Source organism: Corynebacterium sp. KPL1814 (assembly GCF_000478175.1).
In the GTDB taxonomy this organism is placed as follows: Bacteria; Actinomycetota; Actinomycetes; order Mycobacteriales; family Mycobacteriaceae; genus Corynebacterium.
The window spans coordinates 184494-203356 of record NZ_KI515774.1; the positions used below are offsets into that span (position 1 = coordinate 184494).

19 protein-coding genes are annotated in these 18863 nt (G+C 56.8%); 15 read left to right on the top strand and 4 right to left on the bottom strand.

What is annotated here, in order from left to right; translation table 11 throughout:
- The first annotated feature begins 10 nt into the window (after window positions 1-10).
- The 7 genes from HMPREF1257_RS00890 (at window position 11) to HMPREF1257_RS00925 (ending at window position 7080) form a co-directional block, all read left to right on the top strand.
- On the top strand, window positions 11-988 hold the full coding sequence (locus tag HMPREF1257_RS00890) for a PhoH family protein (protein WP_005284200.1): 978 nt from the start codon (window positions 11-13) through the stop codon (window positions 986-988).
- A complete protein-coding gene (gene ybeY / locus HMPREF1257_RS00895; protein WP_023023427.1) occupies window positions 989-1609 on the top strand; it encodes an rRNA maturation RNase YbeY in 621 nt (206 codons plus the stop codon).
- Between the two features lie 51 nt (window positions 1610-1660).
- A complete protein-coding gene (pdxY, locus tag HMPREF1257_RS00900; RefSeq protein WP_023023424.1) occupies window positions 1661-2509 on the top strand; it encodes a pyridoxal kinase PdxY in 849 nt (282 codons plus the stop codon).
- 127 nt (window positions 2510-2636) lie between these two features.
- Complete coding sequence (locus HMPREF1257_RS00905; RefSeq protein ID WP_023023423.1) at window positions 2637-3656, top strand: formamidase; 1020 nt, start codon at window positions 2637-2639, stop codon at window positions 3654-3656.
- A 900-nt stretch (window positions 3657-4556) separates the two neighbouring features.
- Window positions 4557-5594, top strand: coding sequence for a GTPase Era (era, locus tag HMPREF1257_RS00915; RefSeq protein ID WP_023023416.1), 1038 nt, complete (start codon window positions 4557-4559; stop codon window positions 5592-5594).
- 6 nt (window positions 5595-5600) lie between these two features.
- Window positions 5601-6317: a DNA repair protein RecO gene (gene recO, locus HMPREF1257_RS00920; protein WP_023023414.1), complete on the top strand. Its 717-nt coding sequence runs from the start codon at window positions 5601-5603 to the stop codon at window positions 6315-6317.
- Between the two features lie 10 nt (window positions 6318-6327).
- Entirely contained in the window at window positions 6328-7080 is a 753-nt protein-coding gene (locus HMPREF1257_RS00925; RefSeq protein WP_023023412.1) for an isoprenyl transferase, read from the top strand.
- 44 nt (window positions 7081-7124) lie between these two features.
- Here the strand turns inward: HMPREF1257_RS00925 and HMPREF1257_RS00930 are convergent, their stop codons facing one another.
- Window positions 7125-7544 carry a Fur family transcriptional regulator gene (locus tag HMPREF1257_RS00930; protein WP_084529590.1) on the bottom strand — a complete coding sequence of 140 codons (420 nt, stop codon included), beginning with the start codon at window positions 7542-7544 and terminating at the stop codon, window positions 7125-7127.
- Window positions 7545-7612: 68 nt separating this feature from the next.
- Window positions 7613-7903, bottom strand: a complete 291-nt coding sequence (locus HMPREF1257_RS00935; RefSeq protein WP_005278104.1) for a helix-turn-helix transcriptional regulator — start codon at window positions 7901-7903, stop codon at window positions 7613-7615.
- Between the two features lie 188 nt (window positions 7904-8091).
- Between HMPREF1257_RS00935 and HMPREF1257_RS00940 the strand changes: the two genes are divergently transcribed.
- The 3 genes from HMPREF1257_RS00940 to HMPREF1257_RS00950 are packed head-to-tail and all read left to right on the top strand — an operon-like array spanning window position 8092 to window position 10515.
- Window positions 8092-9471 carry a glycine--tRNA ligase gene (locus HMPREF1257_RS00940; RefSeq protein ID WP_023023407.1) on the top strand — a complete coding sequence of 460 codons (1380 nt, stop codon included), beginning with the start codon at window positions 8092-8094 and terminating at the stop codon, window positions 9469-9471.
- Between the two features lie 4 nt (window positions 9472-9475).
- Complete coding sequence (locus HMPREF1257_RS00945; protein WP_023023405.1) at window positions 9476-9985, top strand: hypothetical protein; 510 nt, start codon at window positions 9476-9478, stop codon at window positions 9983-9985.
- Between the two features lie 11 nt (window positions 9986-9996).
- Window positions 9997-10515: a hypothetical protein gene (locus HMPREF1257_RS00950; protein WP_034659063.1), complete on the top strand. Its 519-nt coding sequence runs from the start codon at window positions 9997-9999 to the stop codon at window positions 10513-10515.
- 61 nt (window positions 10516-10576) lie between these two features.
- On the opposite strand, the gene HMPREF1257_RS00955 is transcribed toward HMPREF1257_RS00950, so the two are convergent.
- Window positions 10577-12595 carry a TPM domain-containing protein gene (locus HMPREF1257_RS00955; protein WP_034659172.1) on the bottom strand — a complete coding sequence of 673 codons (2019 nt, stop codon included), beginning with the start codon at window positions 12593-12595 and terminating at the stop codon, window positions 10577-10579.
- A 71-nt stretch (window positions 12596-12666) separates the two neighbouring features.
- Here HMPREF1257_RS00955 and HMPREF1257_RS00960 point away from each other — a divergent pair, with 71 nt between their 5' ends.
- From HMPREF1257_RS00960 to HMPREF1257_RS00985, 5 genes are all read left to right on the top strand, one after another.
- Complete coding sequence (locus HMPREF1257_RS00960; RefSeq protein ID WP_023023399.1) at window positions 12667-13242, top strand: YdcF family protein; 576 nt, start codon at window positions 12667-12669, stop codon at window positions 13240-13242.
- 82 nt (window positions 13243-13324) lie between these two features.
- A protein-coding gene (locus HMPREF1257_RS00970) for an IS3 family transposase (protein WP_232208497.1) occupies window positions 13325-14538 on the top strand; the annotation gives its coding sequence in 2 pieces (ribosomal slippage) (window positions 13325-13598 and window positions 13598-14538; 1215 coding nt in all).
- Window positions 14539-14711: 173 nt separating this feature from the next.
- Entirely contained in the window at window positions 14712-15347 is a 636-nt protein-coding gene (locus HMPREF1257_RS11710; RefSeq protein ID WP_023023396.1) for an ABC transporter ATP-binding protein, read from the top strand.
- Window positions 15348-15350: 3 nt separating this feature from the next.
- Entirely contained in the window at window positions 15351-17114 is a 1764-nt protein-coding gene (locus HMPREF1257_RS00980) for a hypothetical protein (RefSeq protein ID WP_023023394.1), read from the top strand.
- Between the two features lie 50 nt (window positions 17115-17164).
- Window positions 17165-18457 (top strand): deoxyguanosinetriphosphate triphosphohydrolase, encoded by a 1293-nt coding sequence (locus HMPREF1257_RS00985; RefSeq protein WP_023023392.1) that lies wholly within the window; start codon window positions 17165-17167, stop codon window positions 18455-18457.
- A gap of 172 nt (window positions 18458-18629) precedes the next feature.
- On the opposite strand, the gene HMPREF1257_RS00990 is transcribed toward HMPREF1257_RS00985, so the two are convergent.
- A complete protein-coding gene (locus tag HMPREF1257_RS00990) occupies window positions 18630-18863 on the bottom strand; it encodes a hypothetical protein (protein ID WP_023023390.1) in 234 nt (77 codons plus the stop codon).

Consider the following 18863-nt stretch of genomic DNA (forward strand, 5'->3'; position numbering starts at 1 on the left):
CCTATTAGACGTGCCTATCATCACCAAGAAATGTGAGATCGATTCCGCGTATGTCAGCAGCGTTTTGGGCAGCGCGGACGATAACCTCCGCGTGCTCAATGACCGCCTCGATGCGGACCTTTTTGCCCGCGGCAATATTGTCACCGTCACCGGCCCCGATTACGAGGTAGCCCGCGCGGCGAAGATCCTCGATGAGCTCGAGGCCATCGCTAGGCGCGGCCATGCCGTATCTACCGATACGGTCAAGCACACCATGGACATGGTCGCCGTAGAGGCGCCGCAGTCGGTGGCAGCGGCGATGGCGGCGGACATCGTCAAGCGCCGCGGCAAGTCCATCCGCCCTAAGACCGTGGGGCAATCCGAATATGTGCAGGCCATCGACAATAATACGGTGGTCTTTGGCATTGGCCCGGCCGGTTCCGGCAAGACCTACCTGGCGGTGGCGAAGGCCGTGCAGGCGCTGCAAAATAAGCAAGTCTCGCGCATTATTCTTACCCGTCCGGCGGTCGAGGCGGGCGAAAACCTGGGCTTTTTGCCGGGTACGCTGAATGACAAGATCGACCCGTACCTGCGCCCGCTGTATGACGCGCTGCGGGACATGCTCGATCCAGAGATGATCCCCAAGCTGATGGATGCCGGCATCATCGAGGTCGCCCCGCTGGCGTATATGCGCGGGCGTACGCTCAATGATGCTTTCGTCATCCTTGATGAGGCGCAAAACACCACGCCGGCTCAGATGAAGATGTTTTTGACCCGCCTGGGCTTTGGCTCCACCATCGTGGTCACCGGCGATATTTCCCAGGTGGATCTGCCGCGCGGGCAGGTATCCGGCCTGCGCATCGTGCGACGAATTCTCAATAACGTGGACGATATCCACTTTGCGGATCTCAGCGCCCAGGACGTGGTGCGCCACCAGCTGGTCGGCCGCATCGTGGATGCCTATGATTCCTTTGACAATAAACAGGCTGCGGAAAACGAGGGGAAATAAGTGAGTATCGAGTTTCTCAACGAGTCGGGTTTTGATGGCGTCAACGAGGAGATGCTTATCGATGTCGCCTCTTTTACCTTCGGTGCCATGGACATCAACCCCGATGCGGAATGCACCATTACCTGCGTGGATCTGAAGTCCATTGAGGATCTGCACATCCGCTGGATGGACTTGGAAGGCCCTACCGATGTCATGAGTTTTCCCATGGATGAGCTTACCCCCGGCGCCACTTCTGGTGGCGGGCGCCCCGATGCCGCCGATCCGGGCCCTGCCATGCTTGGCGATATTGTCTTATGCCCCGAGTTCGCTCTGCGACAGGCCGATGCCGCCGGACATTCGCTCGGGCACGAGCTCGCGCTGTTGACGGTGCACGGCTGCCTGCACTTGCTGGGCTACGATCACGCCACCGCGGCGGAAGAAAAGGAAATGTTTGCCCGGCAGAATGAACTGCTGGCGGATTGGTACGATGACCTCGTTGCACGCGGGAAGAGCTACCAGCCAAAGCCTTCGGGCCCGAAGGCCTTTCCGGATGCTGCCGAGCGAGCACGCCTCGATGAACAGGTACCCGGCGGCGGCATCCCCGCGATTGGGGAACCACGCGACGAGGAAACCCAAGAATAATTTCGCCCATTCCTTTGTCTCTGTGCATAAGCAGTAGCACAATGGATAGCTATGACTATCCTTTCCATCCAGTCTCATGTCACCTACGGCCATGTGGGAAATTCCGCGGCCGTCTTTCCTCTCCAGCGCGCCGGCCACGAGGTGTGGCCCGTGCACACGGTGAATTTTTCCAACCACACTGGATACGGTGACTGGGGTGGACCGATGATTCCGGCCAGTGATGTCACGTCGATCATCGATGGCATCGAAAAGCGCGGTGCTTTTGAAGGTATCGACGCCATCCTTTCTGGCTACCAGGGCGGCTCCGACATTGCTGATGCCATCGTGGACACCGTTCGCCGAATCAAGGCCGTCAACCCCAAGGCGCTGTACGCTTGCGACCCCGTGATGGGTAATGCGAAGTCGGGCTGCTTCGTTTCAGATGACATTCCGCCGCTGCTGCGTGACCGCGTGGTGCCCGTGGCCGATATCATCACCCCGAACCAATTTGAGCTGGGCTACCTTACCGGTACCGAGGTCAATACCTTGGACCAGACCTTGGCTGCGGTGAAGAAGGCGCAGGAAATGGGGCCGAAGACGGTATTGGTTACCTCCGTAAAACGCCCGGAAACCCCTGCGGATCAGATTGAGATGCTCGCCGTTGATGGTGAACGCGCTTTCTTGCTCTCGACCCCGCTGTTGCCGGTTAAGCGCAACGGCTCTGGTGACGTGACCGCGGCGCTGTTTACTGGCCACTACGTTGAAACCGATGACGTGAAAGAGGCGCTGCGCCGCACCGCATCTTCCGTCTATGAGCTTCTGCGCACGACGTATGAGGCGGAATCCACTGAGCTGCAGCTTATTCAAGCTCAGGACGCCTTCGCCCACCCGAGTATGCAATTCCAGGCGGAGGAGCTCTAAAGCTGCACTGGTGGAGTGGTGTGGTCTGCAATCCGAGACAAGTAATCCGCTGTTTTGGTGCATAACTTGGTGAATACCTATAAAGTGATAGGTGTAACGTAATCAACGACGTGATTGGAGTCCCGTCTTGTCCAGCACCGGAAGTATCAGCGCATCCCCCGACGGCCTGTTGATGGCCCTTATTCAATACCCAGTTCCCGTAGTCAATTCCCCGGAAGACGTTCAAGCAAACGTCGATGAAATCTGCCGCATGGTGGCCTCGACCAAGGCTGGCTACCCAGACCTAGATCTCATCGTCTTTCCGGAATACTCCTCTTCGGGCCTGAACACCAAGATTTGGTCCTACGATGAATTCCTCATCGGCCTCGATGACCCCAAGGTGGACCAGTACAAGCAGGCTTGTAAGGATAACGACGTCTGGGGCGTCTTCTCCATCATGGAACCCAACCATGAAGAGGGAAAGCCGCCGTTCAACACGGCGATTATCATCAACTCCGACGGTGAGATTGCGCTGCACTACCGCAAGCTGCAGCCATGGACCCCCATCGAGCCGTGGTACCCAGGTGACCTGGGCATGCCGGTATGCGATGGCCCCAAGGGTTCCAAGCTTGCAGTCAATATCTGCCACGATGGCATGTTCCCCGAGCTCGCCCGCGAAGCAGCGTATAAGGGAGCCAATGTTTATATCCGCATCTCGGGCTATTCCACCCAGACCCAAGACCAGTGGATCATGACCAATAAGACCAACGCCTTCCAGAACCTCATGTACACGGCATCGGTGAACTTGGCGGGCTATGACCAAGTCTTCTATTACTTCGGTGAAGGCAATGTCTGCAACTACGACGGCCACATGATTTCTGAGGGCCACCGCAACCCGGGCGAAATCGTCACTGCAGAGGTATTCCCAGCGCTGGCTGATAAGGCGCGCATCAACTGGGGCCTCGAAAACAACATCTTCAACCTGGGTAATCGCGGCTATGTTGGCTACCCAGGCGGAAAGACCGAAAACTACCTCACCTGGGTAGAAGACCTCGCCAAGGGCGAGTACAAACTACCGTGGTCCGACGATGTCCGTATTAAGGACGGCTGGAAGTACTATCCGGACGGACCGCAGCTTGGCCCGCTTCCGGACGAATTCAAGAAATAGGTACACGGCTATTAGCTACTGAAGGCCCCGCACCCTCGTACATTTTGAGGGTACGGGGCCTTCGGGCTGGTGTTGGGCCGATCGAAAATGCAAAAGGTCAACGTCCTCGGGTATATCTGAGCGCGATTTGCTACATTTCAGGTGCGAAAATGCTCAGTTATAGCAGTGGACCTATAGCATCTGCGAAAAGCCGACGGGGCACAGCCTGAAGACGCAGCTCTAGAGGCCTTGTGCCTGCGAGGGCGTTTCCGCAAGAGAATCGTCGTCATAGGATTCTGGTGACGCTCCGCCCTGCGGCGTTCCCGAATATGGAGCGCCACCGTTGCAAAGCTCTGGCCATTCGTCTGGATAAAGCAAGTGTCCATTAAGGCCACCGCATACTCGTTCCGCGCGCATGGAACGCTGGAGTGCAGGGGTATTGCACAGTTCGGTTTGGTGGGAAGAGTCATCAGAAAACTTCCCGAATGCTCCAAGGCCTATTTCGCAATACAGCAGCTCTGGCTCAGCGGCTGCCGCCTGCGGTTGTGCACCTGGCTCCTCAGCTGCTACTTGGGTTTCTGGTTCTGTTGGGATTTCGGTAGTGGGCTCTTGCGTGGTTGATTGTGCAATGCTGCTCGATGAGGTCGCACTAGGTGAGCTGGAAGATGGACTGATTGAAGTACTGGTGGATTCCTCTTCGGAAGGCGAGGGGCCAGCATCAGGGGATGAACAAGCACTAATGGAAATGGTGAGGATGGCACCTAGGAGCAGTAGGGGAGACTTGGTTGGCATGGCGGAGTGTCTTTCAGGAAGCGGTGAGAAATACACCGAGGAGGAGAGAACGGTCTTAGCTTAGCCTGCAGATTTGTTAGTGCGTGAAACAATCGGAGATTTTGGTGCGGTGGGTTATCATTGCAGGTAATGAGTTCTGACATTGATACACAGTTTGATGCGGCATTCGAGGGCCTGCCAGATGACCCCGATGATGCTGCTCCGGAAGCCGCCGGGGAGAAGGCAGCTCCGTTAGATTATTCGCAGTACACGGATACCCCAGAAGGATTCCGCTCTGGATTCGTATCCTTTGTGGGCCGCCCGAATACGGGTAAATCCACGCTGACCAACGCGCTGGTGGGCCAAAAGATCGCCATTACCGCGGACCAGCCGGAAACGACCCGCCACACCATCCGCGGTCTGGTTCACCGCGAGGACGCACAGGTCGTCGTGGTGGATACACCGGGTCTGCACCGCCCCCGCACCTTGTTGGGCGAGCGGCTTAATGAAGTGGTTAAAGAAACGTATGCGGATGTGGATGTCATCGGCTTGACCATTCCTGCTGATGAGAAGATCGGTCCGGGTGACCGGTGGATCCTGGATAATGTGCGCTCGATTGCGCCGAAGACCCCCATCATCGGCATCGTGACCAAGCTGGATAAAGCCTCTAAGGACCAGGTGGGCGCGCAGCTTTTGGCCTTGCACGAGCTCTTGGCGCAAGAAGATCCGGAGGCCGTGGTGATTCCGGTTTCTAGTAAAAAGGGCGTGCAACTGGATGACTTGGTGCAGGTCATCGTGGAGCACTTGCCGGAGGGCCCGAAGTTCTACCCGGATGATCACATCACGGATGAGGGGCAAGAAAAGCGCATCGAAGAACTCATCCGTGAGGCTGCGCTCTCTGGCCTGAAGGCAGAGCTACCACACTCGGTTGCGGTGCAGATTGATGAAATGCTGCCTTCGCGCACGCGTGAGGGAGTGCTGGATATTCACGCCATCATGTACTTGGAGCGTCAAGGGCAAAAGCGGATCATCGAGGGTAAAGATGGCCTGCGTTTCCGCCGCATCGTGGGCAATGCCCGCAAGGAAATCATGGAGCTACTGGGCCAGAACGTGTACCTGGATCTGCGCATCAAGGTGCTGAAGAACTGGCAATCTGATGCCAAGTCGCTGGGCAGGCTCGGGTTCTAAAAGGCCATGCGCGAAAATTATCGCGACCGCGCCGTGGTCATTCGCTCCTATGATTTTGGGGAAGCCGACCGCGTCATCGTACTGCTCACCCAAAACCATGGGTTGGTGCGTGCGGTGGCCAAGGGCGTGCGCCGAGCAAAATCCCGTTTTGGATCGCGGCTGCAGCTCTTCGTCAATTTGGATGTTCAGCTGTATGTGGGAAAGAACTTGGCCACGATTTCCCAGGCGGATACGGTGAATTATTTTGGTGCGCGCCTCATCGAAGACTACGAACGCTATACGGCCGCGTGCGCGGTCTTGGAGTCGGCCGAGCGGCTCATCTACGCGGATGGCGACGGCGACCCGTATCTCTACAACGCAGTCGTAGCTGCGCTCGAGCAATTGCAAACCGAGGAGCCGACGCAAACGCTCGATGCGTTCTTATTGCAGGCCATGGCGCATGCCGGGTGGGCACCGAGCCTTTTTGATTGCGCCCAGTGCCAGCGCCCCGGCCCGCACCACGCCTTTCACCCGGCCGTCGGCGGCGCCGCTTGCCACGAATGCCGGCCACCAGGTGCTGCAGAGGTGGATCCGGAAACCCTGCACCACTTGTGGCTTTTGGCACATGGCTACCCGACGGACCCGACGAATGCGCAGCGGCAGGAGGGGCATCGGCTAGCGCGGGCGCACCTGCAGTGGCACATGGAGCGAAATGTGTCCGCATTACAGGTGATGGAACAGTAAACTGTAGTCCGTGATTACCCCAGATCCTTCTCGTCGCCTGACCCCGCCGAATATCCCGGATGAGCTGCTGCCGCGCCATATTGCGTTGGTGATGGATGGCAATGGCCGCTGGGCCCAGGAAAAGGGCATGAAACGCACGGAAGGCCACCGCAGGGGAGAGGCGGTGCTTCTCGATGTCGTCGATGCCTGCCTCGCCGCCGGTGTCCCGTACCTTTCGGCCTATGCATTTTCCACTGAAAACTGGCGGCGCAGCCCTGAAGAGGTGCGCTTTTTGATGGGCTTTAATCGCGACGTGCTGCGCCGGCAGCGCGAGTGGCTCCACGAACGCGGTGTGCGCGTGGTGTGGGTAGGAAGGCGCCCGCGCCTGTGGCGCTCAGTGATTAAAGAGCTTGAGGCCGCCGAAGAATTGACCAAGAATAATACGAAAATGACGTTGGCCATGTGCGTGAATTACGGCGGCCGGGCGGAAATGGTCGATGGCGTGCGCCAGCTTGCGGAAAAGGTCGCCGCTGGTGAAATCCGGCCGCGCGATATTAAAGAAAGCACCATCGCAGAGCATCTCTATGATCCCGGCATGCCGGACGTGGACCTATTCTTGCGGCCTTCCGGTGAGAAGCGCACTTCGAACTTCCTGCTGTGGCAGTCCGCTTACGCCGAGATGATTTATCAGGACAAGCTATTTCCTGATTTCACACCGGAGGACCTCTTCGCCGCCATTGAGGAATATGCCCGCCGGGATCGCCGCTTCGGTGCTGTGAAGTAGGGAAGTAGCAGCTAAGGAAGGCGCGCGAGCCTACCGTGCGGTGACTACTGTGCGGCCGCGCACTGCGAACAGACGCCGAAGATCTCCGCGTCGTGGCCGGTAAGCTCGAAGTTGTACTCGGCGGCTACGGCCGAAGCCCACTTTTCAATGGGTCCACCATCGATTTCTTCGGTGCGGCCGCATTTGGTGCATACCAAGTGGTGGTGGTGCGCATCGGATTCGCAATGGCGGTACAGGGTCTCGCCATTGGGCATGTGTAGTGCATCTACGGCATCAATATCGGAAAGAGATTGTAGGGTGCGGTAGACAGTGGTGAGACCGACTTTTTCTTGCCGCTCTTGGAGCTGGTGATAAATTTCCTTGGCGGAGGCGAACTTGTCGATGTCCCGCAGGACCTCAACAACCGCGGTGCGCTGTTTAGTATTGCGCGAGCCGAGCTTGGGGATACTCTCATGAATGGACATGACATTCATATTATCAACTCTTTTTCAACAAGCGCTATAATAAATCGTCTTTATATGCAGACCGGTTATTAAGAGGCGATTTTCGCGGCGTCTTCCAAAAGGGTTAAAACCTCCGGTGCGACCAGAGAGTATGTCACCTCGCGCCCATTGCGCTCAGAGCTGACAATCCCTGCCTGCTTAAGAACTCGCAGGTGCTGGCTAATCAGCGGCTGGGACTTCCCGGTGGCTTTAACCAGCTCATGTACGTAATGGTCGCGCTCCGCCAGGCGGGTAATGATGGAAATGCGCAGCGGGGAATCGAGGGCCGCGATAACGCTTGCGGCCGCAGAGTTATTAAATGCTAATTGAACGGTCGTCATAGGGAGTGGGCACCTTCAATACGGTATCTATTATCTGTCGACCACTACTATATTACCTCAAGTTGGTCATTACCTGTACATTAACCGATTTAAATTTGCACCCCCTGATCTCACTACTGATGGGGGATAAGGGTTAGACTGAATGGGATTGTCACGACTGTCCCCTACCAGAGGAGTCCTTTACAACCATGGCATCCCTTATCGATACCGTTGTTAATCTGTGTAAACGCCGCGGCTTGGTCTACCAGGCGGGTGAGATTTACGGCGGTTCCCGCTCCGCTTGGGACTATGGTCCTCTTGGTGTGGAGTTGAAGGAAAACATTAAGCGCCAGTGGTGGCGCCACATGGTCCAATCCCGCCCCGACGTCGTGGGTGTGGATACCTCCGTCATCCAGCCGCGCCAGGTGTGGGTCTCCTCCGGCCACGTGGAGGTCTTTACTGATCCTCTAGTGGAATCCCGCCACACCGGTAAGCGCTACCGCGCCGACCACCTGATTGAGGCCTACGAGGAAAAGCACGGCCACGAGCCAGAAAATGGCCTGGCGGATATCAACGATCCAGAAACCGGCCAGCCGGGTGACTGGACCGAGCCGAAGGCCTTTTCTGGCTTGCTGAAGACCTTCTTGGGTCCGGTCGATGACGAGCAGGGTCTGCACTACCTGCGTCCCGAGACCGCACAGGGTATCTTCATCAACTTCAAGAACGTGATGACCTCCTCGCGCATGAAGCCGCCATTCGGCATTGCCAATATTGGTAAGTCCTTCCGCAACGAGATCACCCCGGGTAACTTCATCTTCCGTACCCGCGAGTTCGAGCAGATGGAGATGGAGTTCTTTGTCAAGCCTGGCGAGGACGAAGAGTGGCATCAGTACTGGATTGATGACCGCTACAAGTGGTACATCGATCTGGGTATCAAGGAAGAAAACCTGCGCCTGTACGAGCACCCCAAGGAAAAGCTGTCGCACTACTCCAAGCGCACCGTGGACGTGGAGTACGCCTTCGGCTTCAAGGGCTCCAAGTGGGGCGAATTGGAAGGTGTGGCCAACCGCACCGACTATGACCTTTCCGTCCACGACAAGGGCTCTGGCGAGGACCTGTCCTACTATGACCAGGCCAATGATGAGCGCTGGATTCCCTACGTCATCGAGCCAGCCGCTGGTCTGGGCCGTTCCATGATGGCCTTCCTGGTAGATGCCTATGACGAGGAAGAAGCACCGAACGCTAAGGGCGGCACCGACAAGCGCGTGGTTCTGCGCTTGGACCGCCGCTTGGCGCCCATCAAGGTTGCCGTCCTGCCGTTGTCCAAGAAGGAAGAGCTATCCACTCCGGCCCGCGAGCTGGCGGATAAGCTGCGCGCCTACTGGAACGTGGACTTCGATGTCTCTGGAGCCATCGGCCGCCGCTACCGCCGTCAGGACGAGGTTGGTACGCCATTCTGCGTCACCTTCGACTTCGATTCGCTCGAGGATAACGCAGTAACCGTGCGCGAGCGCGACACCATGGAGCAAGAGCGCGTAAAGATTGAGGATCTTGAGTCCTACCTCTCCGCGCGCCTGATTGGGTGCTAAGCAGATGCACTACACCAGCTGGGATCGCTCCGAGCGCGACAAGCCCGTCCTCCTCGTTGAGGAGGGCCCGGAGCGCCTAGGCGTCTTTGCGGAACATTCCGCCGAGGTAGACGGGAACTTTTGGCGCGTCGAGGTCAGCGATTTGGGGGCTTCGGCCACGCTTGATGATGGCTCCGTCTACCGCCTCGCCGGCCGACTCGGTCGCGATAAGCGCCTTGAAGCCTCGCTCAATGGCCGCACTTTTCACTACGTCAATGAAAATAGTGGCGATTGGATCATTGATGACGTCGATGACAATAAGGTGGCGCAGTTTTCCGCCAAGAACTCCGGTGTGCGCAAGGCCATCTTGGAATTCGAGGACGATGCGAAAGGCTTGAGCACCGCCGAGATCGCCGGTCTCAGCTGGTTTACCCGCGCGATTCTGGAAAAGAACACCAAAAACTCTGCGTGGGTATGGATCATCACTCTGGTGTTGGCCTCCATCGTCGCCCTGCTGGCGGTGTTCATTTTCTAATGGCGGGAACGATGCCGTGGCAGTGGAACGGTGCTACTCTGCGCGATGCGCGCGGAACCGATATCGCTTGGGTGCGAGACGGGGTACTGACCATTGCCGACGCGCTTTCCGGGGATCCCACACAACCAGATACGCTTTTTGACGTGGAGACCTCGCTAGACGGGACAACCGCCTCCCCGCGCTTTTTCCTGCGGGCGCGGCCGCGTGCCAGCCGCAGCGCGGACGCCGGCACCGCAAAGCAATGTGAAGTCTCGCAGGCGGGTTTGACGGTCACGCGCCTGCGCGCTACCTGCGGAGACGCCCACTACCTTTTGGAGCGGTCCGCCATCTTTGGCAAGCAGCGCCGCATACTAGCCCTAGACGGACAAGATGGCAGCGCGGAGGGCACCGAAGTCGCGCGCCTTACTCCACAGAACGGCGGCCTAGAGTTATCCAACCCCGGCGGGCACGGCCTGCCGGACGTGGATGCGGTGGTGCTGAGTTATAGCTGCCTGCTTGTCGATGCCACACCGCGCATCGTGCGCGGCTAGCCGCAAACCAAGCAGGCCTTCTAAGCCGGCGGCTTAGAAAGCTGGCGGCTAAAGCACCGCTCTAGAACGAGCCGCCGCGGAAACCGCCTCCGCCACCGCCGCCGGAGAATCCTCCGCCGCCGCCACCGAAGTTGCCGCCGCCTCCGCTGAAACCTCCGCCGAAGCCGCGGCCACCGCCGCCCAAGATTTGGCCTAGGACCATACCGGTGATGATATTGCCGGCCGCGGAACTCGTCTGCTGGCGTTGTTGCTGGCGGCGGTACTCGTCGGAATCATCCTTGGCCCGCTGCAAGGCGGTCTGTGCTGCGGCAACGGCTTCGCGGGAGGATTGCAGCGCGCCGCGGATATCGCTGCGCTGGGTATGCAGGGCTTGGGCGTGGAGACGCTTGGCATCGGCAAGCGCGGTGCGGGCGCCGGAACCAACGATGCGCCCGCGCGAGGAAATGAGATCCTCGGCGGCCTGAATATTGGATTCTGCCACCGACATTTGCTGGTGGAAAAGCTCGAGCTGGCGCGCGTGGGTGGAGGTCTTTTCCCGCACGCGGTCGAGGCCCTCATCAAGTTCGGTATCGATGCTCATAAGGGCGGTGTGCTGGCCCAAGGGATCCGTATCGCCCTGCTGCTTGGCGTCAGTGACCGCAGCAGAGGCGCGCTGCAGCAGTTCTTCGAGGGCTTGCCAATCCGCCTGGGTTCCCTGGGATTTGCCTTGGCGCTCTAGCTCGCGGGCTTCCTCGATTTCGCCCTCGACCTCGGTGATAAGCGCACCCAGATTACGGCGGGCGGAGGAAATATTCTCTTCGGCGTGCTCCACTCCGGTCAGGAGCCTATCGGTGGCCTCCGTGGCGTGCTCGATATCGCGGATAAGCCCCACGAGCGAACCTTGTTTCCCGGCCGGCTGGCCTTGCACCTCGCGGGCTTGGTCCAGGAGCTTTTCCGCCTCATCGAGGGAGGCGCTCGCCAATTCAGGGTTATCTGCAATGGAGGATAAGAACTCTGTGGGGTAGTCCTTTTGAAGCTTTGTGAGGGTACCTTCGGCGCCAGGCAGGCGAGTGCGCAGACCGACGGTGCGCTGGGTGAGCTCGTCCAACTTGGTGTCACTTTGCAGCAGTAGGTCGCGCATCTGGGCGAACTCTTCTGCCTGGCTATCTAGGGCATCATCGGCCTGGCCGCAGGTGGAGACGATTTCTACCAGCATCTGCCGGCGCTCTGCTTGGGATTCTGGCACCGCATCATCGAGGCGCTGGCGAATCTTGAAGGCCTTTTGCAGGGTAGAGGTGGAATGATTCATCGCCTTGGTAAACGGGCGGGTGCGCTCCGGCCCGAACTCAGACAGGGCGATATTGAGCTCTTCCTTGCCGCGGCGGATGGATTCATCCGTGGAGACCAATTCTTCTTGGGCCAATTTATCCAAGGTATCCAGCGGCAGCCGATTTAATTGATCGGTATCTTCTGGCGCAATCTCGCGGGCGGACTCTAAGGTCTTTGCCTGATTCTTCTTTGTATTGCGGCGCGAGTAGTACCAGACGCCACCGCCTGCAGCGACGATGGCAGCGGCGCCACCGCCCAGCCAGGCTATGCCGGAAGAATCGGAGGAGCTGGAGGAGCCGAGGGCGGCATCGGCAAGCGCGATCGCAGAAGCGCCGTATTCCTCGGCGGATAGCTTGCTGTAGGCGGCATCATACATCTGATCCAGGCGGCCCTCGGGCCATTGATCGCCCGTCTGCACGCCCACCTGGCGCTCATTGACGCCAACGACATAGGCCGCGGAATTCGGGCCCTTTTCGTTGACGATGCTGCGCGCATAGCTTTCTGGATCAGTGCCAAGATCGTTTGCGAAGACAACAAAGATGATGAGCGACTGGTCTTTTTGCAGCTGGGTGATCTTCTCATTGATCTCCTTAATTTCCTCGGTGCTTAAGACCCCTGCCTCATCATTTACCCTATCCGTCACCGCCGCCGTATCCGGGGCTTGGGCAATGGTAGTGGTCTCCGCGGCTAGGGCCTGGCCTGCGCCAATGGAGGTGCAGCCGAGCAAAAATGCCGCGATGGTAGCGCGGCCGATTCGTGCACTAAGATTCATGCCCACAACCATACCTGCCCGAACGCTCAATCCGGAGAACCTCTTTCGCAGGCAGTAGGGTGGGAAGCATTGTGAAATACGTCGTTGTTTTAGGCACCGCGCAATACGATGGCCGCCCCTCCCGCATCCTGGCTGGGCGCCTGCGCCATGCCGGGGAGCTGGCCACCTCCCGCGGCCTGCCGGTGATTACCGTGGGCGGCCAGCTACCCGGGGATCGGTTTACGGAGGCCGGGGTTGCCCGCGATTACCTTCGCGAGCATTTCCCTGAGCTGCAGGTATCCGCCGTGGAAGAAGGCCTCGATACGCGCGGGTCCTTAGCTGCGGTTATCGATGCCCACGGCCTTGCCGATGCCATCATCGTCACCGATCCCTTGCATAGGTTGCGCACGTGGGTCGTCGCCAAGCAGGAAGGGCTCAACGCCCAAGTGTCCGGCACGCCCTATTATCCCGCCCGGCGGTTTTCTAAGCCTTGGTGGCGCTACCTCGCGCACGAATGCGGCGGGCTGTTTTATATTGGGCTCGCCAGCATCGTTTCTCCCCGGTGCGCGCGTGCCTGGAAAAGGCGCCTGTACCGTATTGAACTGATGCTGCGGCCGAATCAGAAGCTGCGGCACGAAACGATGCAAAATAAAGAAAGGACTCCTTAAATATAAAAGTGATTTTCATATGTGAGGTTACCCTCGTTTAGTGGACACCCGATTAGTGCGGATCTTGTGTCCGTAGGAGAGGATGTTCATTGTGAGTTCGTCAAGGAAGAAGTACACCCCGGAGTACCGGCAGGAGGCCGCCAGACTGGTCATTGAGTCTGGGCGCCCAATCGCTCATGTGGCTAAGGAAATTAGCGTATCAGCCACAATTTTAGGCAGGTGGGTCAAACTTGAGCGGGAACGCCAAGGCTCGGTAGATGGCCGCAGTGATGCCGATATACGAGCCGAAAACGCTCGCCTGCGTCGTGAGTTAGCTGAGGCCAAGATGGATAATGAGTTCTTGTCAAAAGCCACCGCCTTCTTCGCTGCGAAGCAACGCGATCGGAAAAATTTGAGCTAATGCAGCAGGAGAAGGCGAACTACAGCATCAAACGAATGAGCAGGTTATTAGAGGTTTCTCGTTCTGGCTACTATAAATGGCAAAAGGCTCAAGCAGTACGGCTTCGTGGTGAAAATCAGCGTCAGAGATTCCTCGACCAGTTAGACAGGAAAATTCATGACATCTGGGAAGATTCTGACGAAGTCTACGGTGCCCCACGGATTACTGCAGAACTCGCCGAGGGTGGGGTCTATGTGAATCGCAAAACCGTGGCCAAACGCATGCGGATGATGGGTATTGAAGGCATCTCACCCAGGGCGTTTGTTCCCGTAACGACGATTCAATCCAAGCGGAAGTCAACGCTTCCAGACCTGGTGAAACGCCTATTTGATCAAGGGCAGCTTAATCGAGTGTGGATGTCGGATATTACCTATCTACGCACGAATGAGGGCTGGCTGTACCTATGCGTTATCCGCGATGGACACTCCCGCCGAGTCCTAGGCTGGTCCATGGATAGTGTGCAGGATTCTTACCTAGTTGAACGTGCACTGCGCATGGCTTACACCCTGCGTGGTGAAGTACCCGACGGCGTGGTCTTCCACGCCGATCGTGGTACCCAGTTCACCAGCGAACAGCTGTGGCAGGTCTGTCAAGAACTAGGGATTGCACAATCGGTCGGCCGTACTGGTGTCTGCTTTGACAATGCGATGGCCGAGTCGTTCTGGTCGACATTGAAGACCGAATTTTACGATCGGAAGGAATGGCGAACCCGCAACGAAGCCCGGAAGGCGGTGGCTCGCTGGATTGAGATTGTCTACAACCGGCGCCGTCGCCACTCGTCCATCGGGATGGTAAGCCCCGTCGATTTCGAAGCCCAGCTCGCTGATCAAAATGGTAATAAGAAGGCCGCTGCTTAACCCCTAAGCAGCTTAACTACGTGTCCACGATTTGCGGGCAACCCCAATATGCTATTTTATAGGCTGATGATAGTTTTTAAATAGGGGATCTTGTTTATTGATGTGGTTATCGGGTCATCATGAAAAGCTATCCTCGCACATTTTGAAATGCTTCGGAGATTCACGTGGAGAACATGCTGCAACTAGAAGACCTAGTGGTACAGTTAAGCAGGAAAAGTAGACCGTTATTTTCCATCAATTCCGTGCATGAGCCAGGTACCCTCACCTGGATTCGTGGAGCCTCTGGGTCTGGTAAAACTACACTGCTCCGTGTGGTTTGTGGCCTCCAAAAACCCACATCGGGAACAGTTAACATCTTCGGAAACAATTTGTGGAGCTCTTCTGAAAAGGACAGAGATAGGCTTCGAGCGAAGTCAATGGGAATTGTCTTTCAAGATTCCGGCATAGTCCCCTGTCTGACGATCGACGAAAACCTATCCTTCGCTCGAGAGCTAAGTGGGACTTCTACAACGCAGGAAGACAATCGTTCGCTGTTGGCTCAATTTAGCATGAGTGAATATGCTGACTCACTTCCACACGAGCTTTCGGGCGGGCAACGTCAACGTGCAGCCATAGCCACGGCGATTTCCAAAGGGCCTCGACTAATTCTCGCAGATGAGCCAACAAGCGCGTTAGATGAGAAAAATGCGTACTCAGTATTGCGCTATTTGCATAACTATGTAAAAGAAAACCGGACAATCGCATTGGTCGTGTCCCATGACGACCGATTAGAGAAATTTACTGATCAGGTCTTGGAAATCGGGGGTTAACTAATGAACTTTCGCGCGGTCGAATCTAGGATACGCAAAGACACTTTCGCGGAAAGTATTCCATTGCTCACAACGGCGCTTGTACTTATGTTCTTCGTGAGCCTGTTGATCTCGACTATAGCTGCGGAAGAGGTAGCTGAATCTATGTCAATGGGGCTGATGTATTCAGCTATTATCTCCACTGTTCCCTTTGCCCTAGCTCTCAAATACTGCATAAGGCATGTGGTGGAAGGGAGGCGCCACCACTATGAAGCTCTTCGTCTATTTGGACTGTCGCTAAAGCGAATTCGGCGAGAATTATTTCTCGAATTACTTACGGCGTATGCGTGCTTTGCTATTATCAGCGCTTTTCTTGTTCCCGTGTTGATGAAACCAATCTTTCTCTTTTTGTATTCGGGCTTTGGCGTTGAGCTTCCCAAAGGACTTCCTTCACCGTTGCTAATTGCGCCAATTTCGTGGTGCATACTCACAGTCCTGAGCTTTGTTCCCTTTCAACAGGAAACGAAGGTTTTGGAGAATTTGAGTCGGGGCCCGACTAGTAGGGATTCAATACCACGAAGCCCACGAGCTGCACAGCTTCTTCGCTATCCGCTGGGTATAGTGGCTTTTGCCGTGCTACTTGGAGGACTTGGATTAATTCCTCAGGCGACACCTGCAAGTAGGTGGCCATTGATCTTTGTATATTGCGTTCCGTTTTTGGTGAGTGCGGCTTCTGTATTTATTTACGCTGTTGTCCTCTATCTTGTCGAATTTTTTGCCCTTAAGCTCAGGAGATGGAGTCCTCTGCTTTTGGGAGTCCGGTACACACGGTCCTTTATTGCTACTACCGTATTGCGGGTTTCTTGTATCTTTGTCATGTTTCCAATCATTCTTTTTATTGCGAATGATTCTGCACTTTTCTCCGCTAGAGAAGCATTAGCAGACAACGCTAAGGATGTGTACGTCGCGACGCCGGAGGAAGGCGACACTTCTAGCTCGGTTAACGCTGAGAATGCTTGCCGGACCCACTCGGAAGACTGCTTAGGTGTTCTTAGCTGGGTGCCTGCTGTCGAGGGCCCAAACGGACTTCAGCCTTCCACCCCAGAAGAAGGCGCGGTCTTTGCTTTAGTGGAAGATCGGGAAGGAACGGTCGGCTCGTTGGTGAGAAACCCAACGGTAACCGAGCGGGAACCTAGATCGCCGTTTGATCAGACTTGGATGCGGCCATGGGATCAAACCTTTAATTCTCGGGAGGATCCTGCGTGGGAAAGGGCCGAAGAAGAAGGTGCAGCCTACTCTGTAGCTGTATTCTCGAAGGAAGTAGAGCTGCGGGATTTCGGGGCATTGCACGTTATAGGCGCTAATCAATGGGCCGAGAACTTACCTTCGACATTGTTTTACGGTCCGAATGGTACAGGTACTAGCGAGTTTATCCCTCTGTTCGCTTATGTGATTGTTGGGGGAGCGGTTCTCATTTTCGGACTCGCCTTGGCACAGCAAGGTCGGCTCATCCGCTTCGTTACCATCGCTTGGCAGCAAGGAGTTTCAGCCGCAGAAGCACACCGCAATAGGATACTTGCTAACTGTCTGCCGTCTGCCTTTGCAGTAGTTTTATCGCTAGGATCAGCCGGACTTTTGAGTCTGTACATGAACTACAATATTGCGCAAAAGCTTGTGCTACATTTCCCCGCTGTTCCTATTGGGCTCATCTTTTTCTTAGTTGTGGTCGTCGGCTTGGCTTCGATCGGCGGTAATTTCGTGAAAGGTCCGCAAGGTACAAAGAGCTAAGCAGCCACGTTGCTGCCCCAAAAGGCCAGTTCACAGAATAAACTTAGAGCGTGTCTTATTCTTATGCTGCAGCTGATTTTGCCCGGCTGGCCGAAGAACGGCCCAAGGGATCCACGATTAGCGATATCGAAGAACACCGCGGGGTATTCTCCCGCGACCGTGCCCGCGTCTTGCACTCGGCTGCGCTGCGGCGATTGGCGGATAAAACCCAGGTCGTAGGCCCACGCGATGGCGATACCCCGCGCACGCGGCTTACCCACTCGCTCGAGGTTGGCCAGATTGCCCGTGGCATCGGCGCCGGCCTCGGCCTCGATCCGGATCTCTGTGACATGGCCGGGCTCACCCACGATATTGGCCACCCGCCCTATGGTCACAACGGCGAAAATGCGCTCAATGAGGTCGCGCAAGGCGGTTTCGAGGGAAATGCGCAAACGCTGCGCATCTTGACCCGCTTAGAGCCCAAAGTCCTCGTCGAGGACGCCGATGGCACCGCCCACAGCTTTGGCCTCAATCTCACCCGCGCTGCGCTCGATGGCGCGTGCAAATATCCTTGGACCAAGACCAATCCGGATGGCACCATCAACCGGAAATACGGCGCTTATGATGAGGACTCGGACCTTTTAACGTGGTTGCGCGAGGGCCACACCGATAACCGAAAGTGCATCGAGGCCCAGGTCATGGACTGGTCCGATGACATTGCTTATTCCGTGCACGACGTGGAAGACGGCATCATCTCCCAGCGCATTTCCTTGAACGTGTTGTGGGATTTGGTGGAGCTAGCCCACCTTGCAGAAAAGGGCGCCGAGGCCTTTGGCGGAACTGCCGATGAACTCTTGGAAGCCGCCGATAGCCTGCGCAATCTCGATGTCATCAACGCCCTTGGCAATTTCGACTACACCCTGCGCGATTATGCCAAGCTGAAAAAGATGACCTCTGAGCTGGTGGGACGCTATGTGGGTGCCACTATTGGCACAACCTCGGAGGCGAATGCTGCGCTCATCAGCGCCAATACGCTCGGCCGCATGCACGGTGACCTGCGCGTTCCGCCCTTGGCGCAGGCAGAGGTCAAGCTCTTAAAGACGATTGCTGTGCTTTACGTAATGGACGAACCGGCGCACCTAGCGCGCCAAGACCGCCAGCGCGAGCGCATCTACCGCGTCTACGATTACCTCGTTGCCGGTGCGCCCGGTTCGCTCGATGCCACCTTCCGCCTGTGGTGGGAGCAGGCCGATACCGACGCCGCTCGCGACCGCGCCATCATTGATCAGATCGCTTCCATGACCGAATCCCGCCTCGAGCGGCTGGCCCGCCGGAGCGCTGACCTTTCGGGGTTCTTGGACTAATAGCTTTGCAGGCTTGGTTGCCCTTTTGAGGGGCTTGGCCGCGGTCTTTCTCTAAAAGTGCAACCTCCGCTGCTATTTTTGAGGCGGAAAAGTGATACTTGAGGGCGCGCAATGCTCAGTTATTGCAGTGGACCTATAGCATCGCGGAATGTCAGTATCTGCGGACTAGCTATTAGCGCGCGAGCCTAACGCCTTCATCGTGGACAACGGCGGCGATGGCCGCGAAGTCATCCAATTCCATTTCCATGTTGGCAGCCACGATGGTGGATACTTCATTCTCGCGCAGGAATTTAGCTAGATCTTCTAGGCTGCGCGGGCCACAATCCACACATCCATGGGTGCGTCCTAAGGCATTGAAGAAATCCGTACGGGTACGGATGGGTTCCGTAATTAAAATGCGGTGCAC

Bases quoted from the DNA above. Each gene is read 5' to 3' on its own strand.
- pdxY (WP_023023424.1), top strand. From the start codon at position 1,661: ATGACTATCCTTTCCATCCAGTCTCATGTCACCTACGGCCATGTGGGA.
- era (WP_023023416.1), top strand. From the start codon at position 4,557: ATGAGTTCTGACATTGATACACAGTTTGATGCGGCATTCGAGGGCCTG.
- recO (WP_023023414.1), top strand. From the start codon at position 5,601: ATGCGCGAAAATTATCGCGACCGCGCCGTGGTCATTCGCTCCTATGAT.
- HMPREF1257_RS00930 (WP_084529590.1), bottom strand. From the start codon at position 7,544: ATGTCCATTCATGAGAGTATCCCCAAGCTCGGCTCGCGCAATACTAAA.
- HMPREF1257_RS00935 (WP_005278104.1), bottom strand. From the start codon at position 7,903: ATGACGACCGTTCAATTAGCATTTAATAACTCTGCGGCCGCAAGCGTT.
- HMPREF1257_RS00940 (WP_023023407.1), top strand. From the start codon at position 8,092: ATGGCATCCCTTATCGATACCGTTGTTAATCTGTGTAAACGCCGCGGC.
- HMPREF1257_RS00945 (WP_023023405.1), top strand. From the start codon at position 9,476: ATGCACTACACCAGCTGGGATCGCTCCGAGCGCGACAAGCCCGTCCTC.
- HMPREF1257_RS00950 (WP_034659063.1), top strand. From the start codon at position 9,997: ATGCCGTGGCAGTGGAACGGTGCTACTCTGCGCGATGCGCGCGGAACC.
- HMPREF1257_RS00955 (WP_034659172.1), bottom strand. From the start codon at position 12,595: ATGAATCTTAGTGCACGAATCGGCCGCGCTACCATCGCGGCATTTTTG.
- HMPREF1257_RS11710 (WP_023023396.1), top strand. From the start codon at position 14,712: ATGCTGCAACTAGAAGACCTAGTGGTACAGTTAAGCAGGAAAAGTAGA.
- HMPREF1257_RS00980 (WP_023023394.1), top strand. From the start codon at position 15,351: ATGAACTTTCGCGCGGTCGAATCTAGGATACGCAAAGACACTTTCGCG.